Origin of the sequence: Chloroflexus sp. (genome assembly GCF_034432675.1) — a bacterium.
Taxonomy (GTDB): domain Bacteria; phylum Chloroflexota; class Chloroflexia; order Chloroflexales; family Chloroflexaceae; genus Chloroflexus.
The window spans coordinates 1-16139 of sequence record NZ_DAOUBI010000124.1; the positions used below are offsets into that span (position 1 = coordinate 1).

The 16139-nt window shown below is 56.5% G+C and carries 14 protein-coding genes; 5 read left to right on the forward strand and 9 right to left on the reverse strand.

Features of this window, described 5'->3' with window-relative positions:
- Positions 1-614: 614 nt before the first annotated feature.
- Together VAE55_RS09115 and radC are read left to right on the forward strand one after the other, a co-directional pair.
- On the forward strand, positions 615-2327 hold the full coding sequence (locus tag VAE55_RS09115; RefSeq protein WP_322815471.1) for a universal stress protein: 1713 nt from the start codon (positions 615-617) through the stop codon (positions 2325-2327).
- 71 nt (positions 2328-2398) lie between these two features.
- Positions 2399-3088 (forward strand): RadC family protein, encoded by a 690-nt coding sequence (gene radC / locus VAE55_RS09120; protein WP_322815472.1) that lies wholly within the window; start codon positions 2399-2401, stop codon positions 3086-3088.
- Between the two features lie 43 nt (positions 3089-3131).
- Here radC and VAE55_RS09125 read toward each other — a convergent pair whose 3' ends face one another.
- Genes VAE55_RS09125 through VAE55_RS09145 form a run of 5 tightly spaced genes read right to left on the reverse strand, consistent with a single transcriptional unit; the run spans position 3132 to position 6965 of the window.
- Positions 3132-4130 (reverse strand): ribose-phosphate pyrophosphokinase, encoded by a 999-nt coding sequence (locus tag VAE55_RS09125; protein WP_322815473.1) that lies wholly within the window; start codon positions 4128-4130, stop codon positions 3132-3134.
- A 29-nt stretch (positions 4131-4159) separates the two neighbouring features.
- Positions 4160-4630, reverse strand: coding sequence for a hypothetical protein (locus VAE55_RS09130; protein WP_322815474.1), 471 nt, complete (start codon positions 4628-4630; stop codon positions 4160-4162).
- Positions 4631-4658: 28 nt separating this feature from the next.
- Complete coding sequence (locus VAE55_RS09135; RefSeq protein WP_322815475.1) at positions 4659-5519, reverse strand: hypothetical protein; 861 nt, start codon at positions 5517-5519, stop codon at positions 4659-4661.
- Positions 5520-5529: 10 nt separating this feature from the next.
- Positions 5530-5937, reverse strand: coding sequence for an HIT family protein (locus tag VAE55_RS09140; protein ID WP_322815476.1), 408 nt, complete (start codon positions 5935-5937; stop codon positions 5530-5532).
- A complete protein-coding gene (locus tag VAE55_RS09145) occupies positions 5934-6965 on the reverse strand; it encodes a lysylphosphatidylglycerol synthase transmembrane domain-containing protein (protein WP_322815477.1) in 1032 nt (343 codons plus the stop codon). Before VAE55_RS09145 ends, VAE55_RS09140 begins: the two co-directional genes overlap by 4 nt.
- A gap of 317 nt (positions 6966-7282) precedes the next feature.
- On the opposite strand from VAE55_RS09145, the gene VAE55_RS09150 reads away from it, so the two are divergent.
- The 3 genes from VAE55_RS09150 to VAE55_RS09160 all read left to right on the forward strand — a co-directional run bounded on the left by VAE55_RS09150 (position 7283) and on the right by VAE55_RS09160 (position 11339).
- The gene (locus VAE55_RS09150; protein ID WP_322815478.1) at positions 7283-8413 is read left to right on the forward strand and encodes an FAD-binding oxidoreductase; all 1131 of its coding nucleotides are present in this window, start codon (positions 7283-7285) and stop codon (positions 8411-8413) included.
- A 672-nt stretch (positions 8414-9085) separates the two neighbouring features.
- The gene (locus tag VAE55_RS09155; protein ID WP_322815479.1) at positions 9086-9985 is read left to right on the forward strand and encodes an ABC transporter ATP-binding protein; all 900 of its coding nucleotides are present in this window, start codon (positions 9086-9088) and stop codon (positions 9983-9985) included.
- 436 nt (positions 9986-10421) lie between these two features.
- The gene (locus VAE55_RS09160) at positions 10422-11339 is read left to right on the forward strand and encodes an ABC transporter permease subunit (protein ID WP_322815480.1); all 918 of its coding nucleotides are present in this window, start codon (positions 10422-10424) and stop codon (positions 11337-11339) included.
- 12 nt (positions 11340-11351) lie between these two features.
- On the opposite strand, the gene VAE55_RS09165 is transcribed toward VAE55_RS09160, so the two are convergent.
- From VAE55_RS09165 to mtnP, 4 genes are all read right to left on the reverse strand, one after another.
- The gene (locus tag VAE55_RS09165; protein ID WP_322815481.1) at positions 11352-13265 is read right to left on the reverse strand and encodes a monovalent cation:proton antiporter family protein; all 1914 of its coding nucleotides are present in this window, start codon (positions 13263-13265) and stop codon (positions 11352-11354) included.
- Positions 13266-13573: 308 nt separating this feature from the next.
- Positions 13574-14176: a nitroreductase family protein gene (locus VAE55_RS09170; RefSeq protein WP_322815482.1), complete on the reverse strand. Its 603-nt coding sequence runs from the start codon at positions 14174-14176 to the stop codon at positions 13574-13576.
- A gap of 4 nt (positions 14177-14180) precedes the next feature.
- Positions 14181-14936 carry a coenzyme F420-0:L-glutamate ligase gene (cofE, locus tag VAE55_RS09175; RefSeq protein ID WP_322815483.1) on the reverse strand — a complete coding sequence of 252 codons (756 nt, stop codon included), beginning with the start codon at positions 14934-14936 and terminating at the stop codon, positions 14181-14183.
- Positions 14937-14942: 6 nt separating this feature from the next.
- Positions 14943-15809 (reverse strand): S-methyl-5'-thioadenosine phosphorylase, encoded by an 867-nt coding sequence (mtnP, locus tag VAE55_RS09180; protein WP_322815484.1) that lies wholly within the window; start codon positions 15807-15809, stop codon positions 14943-14945.
- Positions 15810-16139 lie beyond the last annotated feature (330 nt).

Here is a 16139-nt window from a genome sequence, read left to right on the forward strand (position 1 = left end):
CGTGACCAGGATGGGGAACGGTATGCCACGCGCCGGATCGCAAATACGGCTGGCGCGGCAGCATAGCTGCCGCACTCCAAACCGTACGCCACGGGTAATGGTGGTCGGCAATGGTAGCTACCCTGACACGTGATCCCACTGGGCGCAGCGCTGCGGGGTAGCCGCTGCAACCTCCACGTGATCGCAAGCGCGGCTGGCGCGGCAGCATGGCTGCCGCACTCCACACCGCGCGCCACGGGTAATGGTGGTCGGCAACGGTATCGACCCTGACACGTGATCCCACTGGGCGCGGAGCTGTGGGGTACCCGCTGCAACCTCCACATGATCGCGAGCGCGGCTGGCGCGGCAGCATGGCTGCCGCACGCCAAACGTCGCGCCACGCGCATGACGAGCGGGTACGGCAACCAATCCGGCATGTGATAGTACCGGCGATGGTCGGTAGCACTTCTCGCCGCGATACCAGCAGACTGAGTGCAAGATGTATTGTCGTTGGCCGTTGACAGGCGTGCATGCGCCTGGGTGACCGTCTGGGAGCACAACCGCACAGCTTTTACGTTCTGAATAAGTGGCACCCGGTTACTCCAGCAACGTTCTATGGTATAGTATCTCCTGCTATGGAAGAATCAACCAATGGACGCATCGTTGCGGCATTACACGACTTTCAGCGCTTGCGCTGGCGTGCCGATATTGAGCATCTGCTGGCCCGTTTGCAAGGCCGGTCAGACGATTTGTTGCCGTTTGAAGAGGTGCGTCAACGTGTACACGCGAAACTGGCCGGTGAACGCCAACTGCGCGAGATTCCACTCAATGCGATTGTCGGCAGTGTTGGTCGTTATCACGACTTCAATCGCAGTTTTTTGCCACGCCGCGACGATGACTGGCAACGCTGGTCGCGGGTGATGGCAGCCGTTGACAGTTTGCACGGCTGGCCACCGATTGAAGTCTACCAGATTGGCAACGCCTACTTCGTTATCGATGGTAATCACCGCGTCTCTGTTGCCCGTCAGATGGGGATGGATCACATCCAGGCGTATGTTGTGCCATTGAAGGCACGAGCACCAGTTGACCCGTCGATGACTCTGGAAGAGATCATTATTGCCGGTGAATACGCCGATTTTCTCGAAGCGACACGCCTCGATGAATTACGACCCGGCTGTGATTTGCGGGTCACGGTTGCAGGTCAGTACGATAAATTACACCAGCAGATCGAGCACATTCGGCAACGACTCACGACAGCCGATCACACACCATCGCTCTCTGAAGCGGCGTGCGTCTGGTACGATCAGGTCTATCGGCCAATAGCCGATCTGATCCACGAGCGTGGTCTGCTGCGCGATTTTCCCCAACGCAGCACCACCGACCTCTATCTCTGGCTCTGCGATCACCGCGATGAGCTGAGCAAGCAGTTGGGCTGGGACATTAGCCTTACTCAGGCAATCGAAGACCTGACAGAGGCACCAGGACGGGCTGAGCAACTGCTTGACCGGATGATTCCCGACAACCTCGAACCGGCGGTTCCAGCCGGTGTCTGGCGACGAAACCGTACTCTTGATCCGGCATCCTGGCTCTTTCGCGAGGTGCTGGTGCCGGTAAACGGCACGCCGGATGGGTGGCAGGTTCTTGAACAGATTCTGGCCTGGGCAAAACGCGAACTGATACGACCGCTCGGTATCCACGTGGTACGCAGTGTCAATCAACGCAATTCAGTAGCCGCTCAGGCGGTAGCCCGTGAGTTTATCGAACGCTGCGCTGCTGCCGGTGTCCACGGCGAGTGTGCAATTGACGTTGGTACTATCGACCGAATCATCCGCGATCGTGCCCGCCTGGTCGATCTGGTAGCGATTCAGGTCAATCACCCACCCGGACGCTCGCCACTGGCCAGGTTGACGTCTGGTCTGCGCACTATTCTCCGCTGCTCGGTACGCCCGGTCTTAACGGTGCCGCGTGCGGTAGAGCATATTGAGCGACTGTTACTGGCGTATGATGGTAGTCGCAAAGCTGAAGAAGCGTTGTACCTGGCCACGTACCTGGCCGCACGCTGGCAATTGTCACTCAATGTGGTCACCGTCCTCGAAGGGAAAGCTGAAGCGGAACAGGTGCGATTACGGGCATTTCGCTATCTCGAACGGTATAACATTGCCGCCGGTTATATCCTCGAACGGGGTGAACCGGCGGCAGCGATTATCCATGCTGCCGAGCAGACCCGCAGTGATCTGGTGGTGATGGGAGGCTACGGTCATCGCGATCCGTTAAGTGATCTGGTGATCGGCTCGACCACCGAAGCTCTGCTGCGCAGCCGTCGGCTACCGACAATTATCTGCCAGTAAAATTCGTGCGCACCTTTTGGCATCTCTCAACGGTATATATAGTAGAGCCGTCATTTCAGCACGAGGGATGCATGATCTCACTACGAATCCACGAACAACCGCTCCACGATCAACCACGAGAGCGGCTGGCCCGGCAGGGGGCAGGAGCGTTGAGCGACGCCGAATTACTGGCTATCCTGTTGCGGGTTGGCACCAACGGTACCAACGTCTTACAGTTGGCGCAACAACTGCTTGCAGAAAGTGGTGGGCTGCAAGGACTACAGCGCCTGAACTTTCAAGAGCTTTGTCGGCTGCACGGAATGGGGGTGAGTAAAGCGGCCACCGTCAAAGCCGCGCTTGAGATCGGGCGTCGTCTGGCCAGAAGCGCTATCGAGGAGCGGTTTCCCATCCGCTCACCGGCTGATGTGGCAACATTGCTGTTGGTTGAAATGAGTCATCTCGATCAGGAGCATCTGCGCACGATCTTACTCGACACCAAAAATCGGGTACAGCAGATCACCACGGTGTATATTGGCAGCCTCAACTCGGCAAATGTGCGCATCGGCGAGGTGTTCAAAGAGGCGGTGCGGCGTAACAGCGCTGCTATCATCGTTGTCCACAACCATCCATCAGGCGAACCGACACCGTCTATGGAAGATATCGAGATCACCAGGCAATTAGTTTCCGCTGGTCGCCTGCTGGATATTGAGGTGGTCGATCACCTGATTATCGGCAATGGCCGCTACGTCAGTTTGCGCGAACGAGGTCTGGGGTTCGAGTAGGCACAGGGGTGCGACACCGGTATATGAGGTCGCACCCTGTAATCTAGCTTAATGCTGGATGGCGACGATGTTGAAATATCGTATCGACACTCACACCGCTATGGATGCGCTGGATGACTTCAGCAATCAACGTACTGACCGAGAGGATTGTCAGGCCGGGCCAGCGTCGTTCCGGAGCAACCGGTAATGTATCGGTCACCACAACCTCGCGGATCGGACTTGCCCGCAGGCGCTCGATAGCATTCCCGGCAAACACCGGGTGGACGCAGCAGGCATAAATCTCGCTCGCGCCCTCCTTTTCGAGCAACTGCACGACTTCGAGGATCGAGCTACCGGTGGCAATCTCGTCGTCTACAATCAGACAACGCTTGCCGCGTACATCACCGATCAGATTCAGAATTTCCGGAACGGTGAGTGAACCGTCTTTCCGATCAAAATGTTGCAGCCGGCGCTTTTCAGCAATCGCCAGCGGCGCATTCAGGGCTTCGGCGAAGTTGCGGGCACGTTTGGCAAAGCCAACATCGGGCGAGACGACAATCAGATCGTTCCAGCCCTTATCGGCAAAATAGCGCACCAGCAGATTCATGGCTGTCAGTTCATCCATCGGGATCGAGAAAAAGCCCTGAATCTGCCCGGCGTGCAGGTCAATCGTCATCACCTGATGTGCGCCGGCAACCTGGATCATATCAGCCAGCAAGCGGGCAGTAATCGGTACGCGGGGCTGGTCTTTCTTATCAGTACGCCCGTAAGCGTAATAAGGAATGACAGCGGTAATCCGCCCGGCAGAGGCACGCTTACAGGCATCGAGTAAAATCAGCAATTCCATAATCCGATCACTGAGATCGGGCATTGACAGTGATTGAATAACGAAGACATCCTTTTCACGTACACTTTCATTAAGCCTGACAAAGATATTCTCATTGCTAAACTTCACAATGGTAACATCACCCAGCGGAACGCCAAGGCGCTCACTGATGGCCCTGGCCAGTGGTAGATTACCATTGCCGGCAAAAATCCGCATCTCGTCGAAGCGGCTTCCCATTCCTTCCTCCTTAGCCTGCGAGGTACCGTTCAAACAACGCCTGAGTCGATTGCAAACATCGCCAACAGCTCAGTCCGCAACAACCGCCAGCCTACTGGTAATCCATCAGGAGCCGGCACATCATCGTATGCGATATGCAACGCACTCAATCCCGACTGTTGCAGGAGAACTGCCAGTGCACGTGCTGGTGAAATGGTTAGCAACCGCGGTGAACGTGACAGCCCGGTGCGTTGAGCAAAACCGACTGCAGCGTCGGCACTAAGAAACGCGAGTAGCAGCCGTGGCCGGGCAGGCGGTATTGTATCAGGGCCAGGAGGCGCCAATGAACGCGCTGCCGAACCGGCAGAACGATAGACATACAGCATCTGCACTGGTTGTTGACCATCGGCGATGAGCCGGTGGCGGAACAATTCTAACACATACGCAACCTGGCTCGATTCGCCACCCACCTGCCGCACGACAGCCGCCAGAATAGCCAGATCGAGTTGTGCTGACGCCATACCTGCTCTGTTCCCGCTCGTAGAGGTATTACGGTACCGGTGTCGGACGAGGTTGCACAGTCTGTGGCCGCGGCTCACCAAAGTAGAGGGTCGAACCCAAGAGACCTAATTGCACCACATAGGGTGTACCGGCAGCTTCAGGATGCAGCTCAAAACGGGCACGCTCGAAATACTGGACCCGAAACGCCCGACCATCTGGTTGCACCTCGTCGAATTCAGCGCTGATAGGATACCCGAACGACATCAGACCGCCGTTCTCTTCCCAGAACTCAAGGAAGAGACCACCAACACCAAAGCCGGTTTCGGGAAAATAGCGTAAATCTGGACGCGACTCAAACGGTTCGGGGCGCAAGAAGGTGCGCCCGGCAATGTACTCTACTCCCACCAGGCCAATCTGAAACTCGTAGGGCGTACCGGCCAGCTCAGGCCAGTATTCCACTCTGGCCCGTTCAAACCACTGCACCTCGCGCCCGTTTAACAGCAGCGCGGGGCTAATCGGTAGGCCAAGCCGACGCAAACCGCCAAGTTGTTCGTAAGCAGCAACAAAACGTGGGGCAATGTCAACAACGGTAGTTGATGCACTTGATTGGAGAGCAACAGTGGTGGCAAAGGTCGTCGGTTGCAAAATCAGATCGCGTGGTGTGAGCCGGTTTTGGGCAGAGGATGGACGGTGAACGCCACCAATCCCGGCAATGATCAGTGCCAGAATGATGAACAAGAGCACAACTAACGCCACCACCATACCGGTGCGTAACCGATTGTTACGGGCCGGACGCTGCCGCAACGGCCTCGTGGCCGCAGGCTCTGCCGCCGGTGCCGGTGTGGATGGCGTAGCACTGTTCGGCTCAGTTTTCGTCGTTGGTGGCGAAGGAGAAACAGGTTCGCTCATCGGTCACGCCTCAGATATGAGCGAGTATCTGGTCGGCAACGGCCCGCAGATCGTCCATACTCATTGTTCCGGGACGCCAAAGCTTGACCGAGCGATCCCCTTCCCAGCGCGGAATAATATGTACGTGATAGTGAAAAACAACCTGGCCGGCGGCTGCCCCGTTGTTTTGAATGACGTTGAAACCATCCGGTTTGAGTGCCTCAACAATTGCTCGTGCAACACGCTGCGTTGTAAGAGCTACAGCAGAAACCAACTCAGGGGGTAAGTCGAGGAGACCAGGCAATTCGGGTTTGGCAATCACCAGCGCATGACCGCGTGCTGCTGGATTGATGTCAAGAAACGAGAGGGTCAGATCATCTTCATACAGCTTGAACGCCGGAATTTCACCGCGGACAATTCGCGTAAAGACCGATGTCATAGCACCTCCGAAACATCACTCAACGAAGTTACATCGTCTTGCACACCTGCTGTTGCCGAACGACGGCTCAGCCAGGCCAGTGCGATCACTCCCAACAATACCCCGAACCACAGTGTACAGAACCTGATCACAATCGTTGCCGTCGTTGCGGCACTGGCGCTTAAGCCAACCAGGGCCACTAGTAAACCAACACTACTGACTTCTGATGCACCTAAACCGCCGGGCAGAAATGAGACCAGACCAAAGAGGGTGCTGGCAGCAAAGATAAATGTTGCCTGCAACAGCAACAACCACGAGGGGTCGCTTCCTACTCCCATTAGCACGAAGAAGAAAGCAACACACTCAAAACCCCATGAAACCACGCTGATCAGGGTGGAAACCAGCAGAATGCGCCAATGCAACAATTGCGCGGTGGTTGTGTAGATTGTCTCCAGACGAGAGGCCACGCGCTGCCCAAATGGTAAGCGGGCGACGAACCTGATGATCGAGAGCGCCAGCGCCTGACGCTGGACAATCACTATCCCGGCAATCGTCAGCAGTACCAGCACGATAAACAGTGGTCGCGCCGGCGGGTAGAGCGTCAGCCCCAATCCCATTAAGAGAAGCATGGCAATACCATCGGTCAAACGCTCGGCCAGAACAATCGGTGCCGACCGGCTGATCGCGGTGCCGTTGCGCTGGCGCAGCAGAAATGACTTCAAGACTTCTCCCATCTTGCCCGGTGTTACCGACATGACCAGACCGGCAGTAAAAATGAGACCGCTGGTCGAGCGGTCGATATTGCGGTCAAGCTTCAGATAGCGCAGATAGTAATCCCATTTCAGCCAGCGTAGCCAGTAATTGATGATGGTGCCAACCAGGATCAGCGGCAACAGCATCCAATCGAATGACAGCAGATCGTTACCGACGTCACGTAGATCGCTGAACAGACTGATCACGATCACGACCGCCAGGCCGATGGCGAGCGAGGTGAGAATTGATTTGCGCAGGCTGGTGCGCAGCGAAGTTGCAGGTGCTTTTTGTTCCATAGCGGCTCAATTATAGCATAGAGGCTACTATGTCCATGCGTTGCTGGCATACCATCCTGCAATTATCTGACGGCGATGGTAGGGAGACCCACACGCGGGCTGGAAGCCCGCGCCACGAGGAGCATGCGCACCATTTCCTCGTCCATTACCTGATGGCGGTGGCGGGGATGGCTGCACGCGGGCTTCCAGCCCGCGCTACGGAGAGCCTGGACACCTTCAGACAGTATGCGTTGCCGGGCCACCATGTCATCATCGCGTATAATTTTTCATCAGGTTCAGGGAGAAGTACCCCTGCGCAGGAAGCAATGGAGCCACTGATGCACAACGAACCGATTTGGAATGATGGGGCAATTCCCACTTTTCCGGCACTCAACGATGAGGTTGCGGTTGACGTATGCGTGATTGGGTTGGGCGGATCGGGGTTAAGCTGTATTTATGAATTGCTGACCCTTGGCGTTCGTGTGGCCGGTATTGACGTCTCGACTATCGGTGGTGGGGCGGCAGGGCGCAACGGTGGCTTTTTGCTTGCCGGTCTGGCCGCGTTCTACCACGACGCAGTAGCTAAACTCGGTCGCGAGCGGGCATCTGCCATTTATCGCTTAACAATCAGTGAAATCCAACGAATGGCAGCACTGATGCCGACGATTGTGCGCCAGGTGGGGTCGTTGCGTATCGCCGCATCGCCAGAAGAACTGGCCGATTGCACGGCGCAGATGGCAGCAATGCGTGCCGATGATCTGCCGGTCGAAGCGTATCGCGGGCCAGAAGGCGAAGGTCTGCTCATACCAACCGATGGCGCATTCCAGCCGTTACACCGCTGCATCTGGCTGGCCCGACAGGTCGAACGCGGCGGTGCGCTCTTGTTTACGCACACGCCAGCATTAGACATCAGCGGGACAACGGTTCACTGTCCGCAAGGCACCATCCATGCCCGCCAGGTCATCGTCGCCGTTGACGGTGGTCTTGAGCGATTACTGCCCGAACTCCGCGATACCGTGCGCACCACCCGCCTCCAAATGCTGGCGACAGCCCCCGATCCGCACTGTACTATTCCCCGGCCCGTGTACACCCGCTGGGGTTACGACTACTGGCAGCAACTTCCCGATGGTCGCATTGCGCTGGGCGGTTGTCGTGACCGCTTTGCGGAGAGCGAATGGGATGCGCCGCCACAACCCTCGCCAGCAGTCCAGGCTGCGCTCGAACAGATACTGCGGGAACGGATCGGTAGCCAGGCAGCGATTGAACGGCGCTGGGCCGCTCAGGTGGGGTACCGCCGCGATAGCATCTTGCCGATTGCTCGCCAGATTCGCCCCGGCGTTTGGGCTATCGGCGCCTACAATGGCACCGGCAACGTGATCGGTGCGCTCTGTGGTCGTGCCGTAGCACATGCCGCTATCCGTGGACAAACGCAGTTGCTGGATTTGTTGGGGAAAGATGAGCGATCCTGAATTGGGAGAGCATACGCCTGCGGGGCCGTGTGTCGTTTATAACAACACCGCTAGCTCGTGCAACCCTCAGATAACGAACAACGGGTGCGGAACCGTTATGCCAAATCTTTCCTAACACTGGGCATGGTTCAGGTTGTCAGAGCCATAGGGGCACCGGTGCTCCGCATAGCGCACACCGTCGTGCGTAGGTTTCAAGGTTGCACTGCACCGCTAGCAACAGGTATGGCAGACAGTGTCAGGTGATAAGTGCGCCAAAGGTGCGCTCCCAGGGCATGCCACGATTTTGATATGACATCCAGGATCAGGCATCTTGTAAAGTCGGAACCGGCCATCCCTACTGTAGAGTTGAGACCGGGCAGTAATAGATCGCTACCTGGCCCAACCGATTAACGAACGCACAGGATACGTTCACCGGGTTATGACTGGTATATAAAACCCCGAACTGACGTGCAACACTCTCGATGAGCGGTATATCAGCGGCAATTCCAAATGCCATGATCAGGTCTCCATCACCGCCATCGCAGGCGGTATCACAGAAGAAACGCTGCACTGAGGGGCGATAGACACACGGCTTATCGCGGCCATCGCCGTCGACGGACACATTACTTTTGTACTAGTCCGGTGCGAGTGTGTTATTATGCAACAAAGCAAGATTACCAATGAACACGTCCTATGAATGCGATTGAAACCATCGAACTCACCAAACGGTATGGTAAACGGCTTGCCGTTGATCGGCTCAATCTGACGGTTGGCAAAGGGGAAGTGTTCGGTTTCCTTGGCCCCAACGGTGCCGGCAAGACCACAACCATCGCTATGCTGTTGGGGCTGGTGCGACCGACAAAGGGACAGGCTATCGTGCTTGGGCACGATGTCCAGCGTGAACCGGCGGAGGCATTGCGCCGGGTAGGGGCAATGATCGAGGCCCCAGCGTTCTATCCATACCTCAGTGGCGCCGACAATCTCCGTGTTCTGGCCCGTGCCGGCGGTATCCCGGCTGAGCGGGTTGATCAGGTACTGACAACGGTTGAATTAAGTGACCGTGCCCGTGATAAGGTGGCAACCTATTCGCAGGGTATGAAGCAACGGCTGGCCATTGCGGCTGCCCTGTTACCCAATCCCGAATTGATCATGCTCGATGAGCCAACCAATGGCCTCGATCCGGCAGGTACGGTTGAAATTCGTAATCTGATTCGCGAACTGGCCGCCGGTGGTCGCACGATCCTGCTTTGTAGTCATCTGCTGTACGAAGTTGAGCAGCTCTGTAGCCGGGTAGCCATCTTGAAAGAGGGCAAGTTGATCGCGTCTGGCGATGTGGCAACGTTGCTGCGCCGTGGGCAAGGGGTGCGACTACGAGTGCAAGGCGATCCAGGGCCGGCAGTAAGCCTCTTGCGCACGCTGTCGTGGGTCAATAGCGTAACCGTGCAGGGAGACGCGATCCTGATTGACGCCCCGGCGGATCGAACAGCAGAGATCAATGCGCTCTTGATCCGGGCCGATATTGTCGTAGCCGAGATCGGGGCCAGTCACAGCTCGCTAGAGGAGTTTTTCTTGACTGTGACTAAAGCTGAGTAGGGGTATGGTATCAAATCTAGAAGTCATTTCATTAAGAGCCTATCCGAAAAGTGGGGCGAGATGGCATCTCGCCCTACGAAAAGTGCCTCAGAAGCGATGTTTCGGATAGGTTCTAAATACTAACAGACTACATGATCGTAATGAGAACGCACATCATCGCCGAGACCAGCAGGGTGAACGGCACCACATACGCCTGACGAGCGGGTAAGGCAACCAATCCCGCACGTGATTGCACTATCGCTGGTTGCCGGCGCTGCTGCCGGTAACGCGAGTATCTGACTCGCGGATCACCACAGCTACTGGCAACACGGGAGAATGCCGCTGCAAGCAAGACGTTGCCCGGACTTAGACAGGGGTTCATCTGTCAGAGGAAGATCATAACGCTACCGACAGGTAGTGACGGGATGAAGATAGATACAGCATTGGGTCATCGCTTATGACTATTCGTACCATGTTTGTGAACCTGCTGGCGGCGGAATGGATCAAGATTTCACGTCGACCGATGGCACTGCTGTTGTTAGGTATCTTTCTGCTGCTGACTGTGCTGCAACAGACCCTCTGGTTTCTGGTTGTGGCTCTGCAAGAAGGCGTGTTCAGTGGCGGGCAGGTCACCTTTAGCCTGCTCAGTGACGCAGCGATTGCACAGATCAAGCTCCAGCTCAGTCTGCCCGGTGTGTTCGGCGCCATGCTGAGTGCGATTAACGGTACCGGTGGCATCCTGGCGATTATCCTCACCGCCGGGATTTTTGGGAGCGATTTTAACTGGGGAACGCTGCGTATTCTGTTGACGCGAGCGCCGCATCGAGGTGCCTATTTGCTGGCTAAACTGGTAGCGTTGCAACTGGCATTGCTGGTCGCCATTCTTATCACGCTTGTCCTCGGCACCCTGCTGGCACTGCTCTTCGGTGCGGTACTTGGTTTGCCACAACGCATCGGGTTCTTAGAGGTGCTCCTCTTGCCGGTTGGTATCTTGCGGGCATTAGTGGTGATGTTGCCCTACACCCTGATCGCCGGCGCCAGCGCTATTTTTGGCCGCTCGGTGATCGCCGGTATCGGTGGCGGTTTGATCTTTCTCGCCTTTGATGTGAGTGCCGGCTCGCTCAACACCATCGGCGCAGTTGATCCGCTTATTCGCACGCTGGTCAATCTCTTGCTCCAGCCTAATATCAACCGACTGGTCGTCGAGAATAGTCGAATGTTCGGCCTCGATCAAAGTGTGCTGACCTCGGCACTCGACCTCAGTCTGCTGCCATCGCAGTGGCAGGCGCTGATCATTGTCGCAGTCTACAGTGCCATCTTTGGCTACAGCGCCTATCGCACGCTCTCCCGGCAGGATATTGGTGGGGCGAACTAAAAATACTTTATGTCAACCTATTCTTAGACCTACTTCACGCAGGCTATCAGGCTTACCGAGAACGGTTAGCTCGTCACCGTGGCGCAGCTGGGTGTAGCCGTGAGGGACGATTGCCTGACCGTCACGGCTGATTTCAAGCAACAACACATCAGCAGGTAGCCGTAGATCGCGCAGCAGACGACCATCAATCTCACGATTGGTGACGGTCATCTGCACCACATCGTACACCGGATCGGTATGCAAGAGGAGCGAGAGGGATTGGGGCGCACGTACCGCCTGCTCTAGCAGGTTCACCATCGCCGTAGCTGGATCGACGATGATCGCACCTAACTCGCGGAACTGCTCCCGCAATTCAGAGCGATTGGGTCGCACGATCAGGCGCGGTACGCCAAACTTTTCCAGTGCGATCTGGCAGACGCGCAGATTGTCTTCGTCTTTTTCCAACAGAGCCACCACCGCATCGGTGGCGCGTGTAATCAGGCCACTCAACGTCTGCAAACTAACCTCTGGAATGTAGCGCTCGTCCACATCCTCAGCAGCGAGGCGTTGCACGTGATCGCGATCCGTATCCGCCACCCGTACCTGCCAGCCCCGCGCACTCAATTGGCGGGCCAGGGCGATAGATTGCTGTTCGACGCCGAGGATGAGCACATCACGAACATCGTCGCGAATGCCGGGTTCAGGCAGATTGGCTTCTCCCAGGCGTTGCAGGGCAAAACGCAACGTAAGCGGCCCGAAGATTTCATTCAGCACGATCACGGCAATGATCAACGTGGCAAAGGCATCGCCTGACATCGGCAGCAGCAGCGAGGCTTCGCGCGCTAAACCCAATGCAATGCCTGCCTGCGTTATCAAGCCTAGCCAGAGGAGTGACCGAAAACGTGACGGTTCACCGGCAATCGTCAGGCCCAGCATACTCCCGCAAAGGATTGCCAGTGCGCGCACGAGGAAGATAACCGCAGCAAAGATCAGCGCCGTCAACAGAATATCAAGCTTAAGCCCCAGGCCGGTGACAGTGAAGAACGCAACATAGACAACCGGACTGATGTCGTGCAATAGTTCAGCAAACTCATCACGATACGGCGAGAAATTAGTTATCAGGAAACCACTGATTAACGCGACGAGAAGCGGTTCAATCACAATTTTGATTGACCAGCTCGCTGCCGAAACAATCTTGAGCCAGTCGGCACCGGCAAAGATGCCATAACCCAGGGCAACAATAAGCGTCAGCTTCAACCATCGCGACCAGCTTTGGCGTAAAATAACTTGTAGCACCTGACCGACACCATAGCCAGCAATACCCGACAGGACCAGATCGAGTAGTAACAATGCGAGGAAGGCGAGATTAACCCCGCTGCCCTCAACCAGCGCTACGGCAAACGACGAGCTGATCGCAAAGATCACGATGATGGCAACGTCCATTGCCACTGTCAGGCCCAGGATCAGGCGGGTTGCCGGGCCACGTGCACGCAGCTCTTTGATTACCGCAATGGTTGAAGGTGGAGAGAGCGCCAGCAAAATGGTCGTTCCCAGTAGCGCGACGGCGATCTTGTCGCTGACATTCAGCCCTTGCGTAAACGGGATCACGTCGAGTAGGAAAAAGAGGGTGGTGCCAATGAAGCCCAGTGTGACAGCAATGATCATGCTCAGCGACCACAGAATAGAACGCAGACGGCTGAGCAGATCTTTGTAGAACAACTCACTCCCGGCGACAAACGCAATCACCGCCAGCGCAATCTGATCAATGAAACGCAGGTTCTCGCCAGCGCTTGAGGGCAGAAGTTGTAACCCAAAGGAACCAACCAATACGCCGGTAAAGAGATAGCCCGTAATATACGGCAACCGTATCTGCGCAAACCACTGTCCGATACGGTGCGATGCGAGACAAATCAAGGCAAAGCCAGCCAGGTAGATCAGTGTCTGCAATCCGGTAACCTCCTTTGCAATAAACTGAACGGCGGGCACGATCAGACGTGTGATGTTGGGTGAGTATAGGTGGAGCGTCTACCATAACCCAAGTTGCTACCTTTGTCACCATAGAGACACGGAGGACACAGAGGATGGGGAGAACCCAGGTTGCTGCCGTGAGACGCAACGTAGCACGTCCATAGCAACTGGCTACTCACCACGTTGTTTGTGTGATTACGCCAGACAGTACTAATTTCGACGATGTTTGATCTGTACGCTGCGATCATCACCATCGCCATTAGACCGCGACGTAACTCGCCAGAGCATTACAACCACTGAACGATCAGCTCGTGCAACGGACGACGCGGACGGCGTTTTGGTTCGTGGGCAAGGTAGCCAATTGGAATCAGCGCCTGTGGATGTAGATCGTCGGCTAACTCTAGTGCAGCACGTACCGCGGTTGGTGCAAAGAGCGGCGCACACATCCAACCTGCAGCCAAACCGAGCGCAAACGCTGCCAACAACATATTCTGCACTGCACAGCCCAAACTCTGGATCGCCATAGTAGTTTCGGCAGCCTGGCGTTCAGGATCAGGGTATACGTCAAGGTCGTCGAGATAGAGGCAAGGCACGATAATTACCGGTGCATTCACCACCCGCTCTAGAGAACGTTGCAAACGTTGTTCAATCGTAGAAGGATCGTGACCATCGAGTGCAAGATGATGACGCCAGGCTGCCCCCATCGCCTGCGCCAGAAGCTGTTTCCGTTCGAGCGACTCAACCACCACAAAGCGCCAGGGCTGGCGACCGTGCGGCGATGGCGCCCAACTGGCAGCGAGGAGGATTTGCTCAATCGCCGCACGCGGCGGCGGATCGGGACAGAACGACCGTACCGTCCGCCGGGTCTGAACAAGCGTAAAAAAATCCATTGGCTTACCGAAAGAGATCAAACCGCGGATCGCGGATCAACTGACGAGCAGTAGCAGTCTGACTGGGAAGATAGTGATAGCCGCGAATAATCGCCGCCGGCACCCGATCAATCTTGCCCATGACCAGCTCAGCGGCGGCAGCCAATTCATCGGCAACAGCGATTAACGTTGCCTGCATCGTATATCCATACGGATCGGCGACGCCGGCAAAATCGTGGAGCGGTAGCATCCCGGCAACCCCAATCGCCACATTCACCTGCCCCTCGCGCCATGGCCGACCGAAGGTGTCAGTAATAATTACGGCTGGTGCGCAGTCGTAGCGTCGGGCCAACCCTTCGCGCAAGGCCGCGGCACTGGTGTCGGGATCGAGCGGCAACAACGCCAGCCGCCGCCCACCATCCACATTTGACTCGTCAACACCACTGTTGGCACACACCAGGCCGTGGCGGGTTTCGGTGATGAGGACGCCATTCGCCATCTTCACGATGCGCTTACTCTCGCGCAGCACCACCTCTTGATAACGGGCATCTTTCTTCGCGGTACGGGCGATCTCTTGCGCAAAGGGTGATGGCTCGATGGTTGATGGATCGACCAGACGACCCTCGGCCTTCGAGACAATCTTCTGCGTGACGACCAGAATGTCGCCTTGTTCCAGGCCGCCTGCGGCATCGATAGTCGTAGCCAGAAGTGCCACCAGGTCATCACCCGGCTGCACCTCACCGATCCCGCGCAACGGCAAAATCCGTATCTCACCTTGCATAACGCCTCACGACCAGTAGCGTCCGGCGATTGGGGCCAAACGCTCTTTCACGGCTGCCGGAATATGATCGGGATGAGTAACAATAGCATAGCGTAGTGCATCGTGTGCCGGGCTGGTAAAGTTCTCATCAATCTGGGCCACAGCGTGACGCACAATCTGTTGCGAGAGGGTTACATTCGCGCTCAGCACCTTTATCACCTGCTCGGCGGTCACGGCATCGTGTTCAGGATGCCAGACATCGTAGTCGGTGACCATAGCCAGGGTGGCGTAGGCAATTTCGGCTTCGCGGGCCAGCTTTGCTTCGGGAAGCGCCGTCATCCCGATCAGGCTATGACCACGGCGACGGTTCTCTTCGCTCTCGGCTTTGGTCGAGAATTGCGGCCCCTCCATCACCACCAGTGTGCCGCCCTGATGGACAACCGCGCCGGCAGCCTGCGCCGCATGCAGCAGAATATTGCTCAGATACGGGCAGAATGGTCGATCAAAGGCCACGTGCGCCACCACGCCGCTCTCGAAGAAGGTTGCCGGACGAATACCTTTGGTACGATCAAAAATTTGATCGGGAATGACGGCATGACCGGGGGCATAATCCTCGCGAAGTGAACCAACCGCACTTACCGAAATCAAGGCTCGCACTCCCAACAGCTTAAACGCATAGATATTCGCCCGTGCCGGCACTTCGCTGGGGTTCAGGCGATGACCACGTCCATGCCGCGGCAGGAACGCCACCCGCCGCCCTTCCAGCTCACCGATGATAAACGCATCGCTCGGATCTCCGAATGGTGTGGTCAGGCGTACCTCCTCCGGGTTTTTGAGATCGGGCATAGCATAGAGACCACTACCACCAATTACACCGATTGTTGCGCTATGCATGGGGAATGCTCCTTTGTCTAACAGACTACGCCATAGAGCAGTATACCGCAGGGGGAGCGGAGTGACAAGGTGACGGGCTGAAGCTCCGTGACCGGGATGGTGCTGGGCTACGATTGATTGCGGATGGCAGGGAAGCTGTGCGCATGATGGGGTGGTACCTGTGACGAGAACCTGTTTCAAAAAACATCTCCTATGAAGGTATCTCATTCATTGCCGACCGATTCCATAATCGTGACGAGCACACCCGGCATCTGCGTGACCAGCCGGGTCAACGACGTGACACGTGCCAGATCGTGCGCACGGCTGGCGCGGCAGCATGGCTGCCGCACT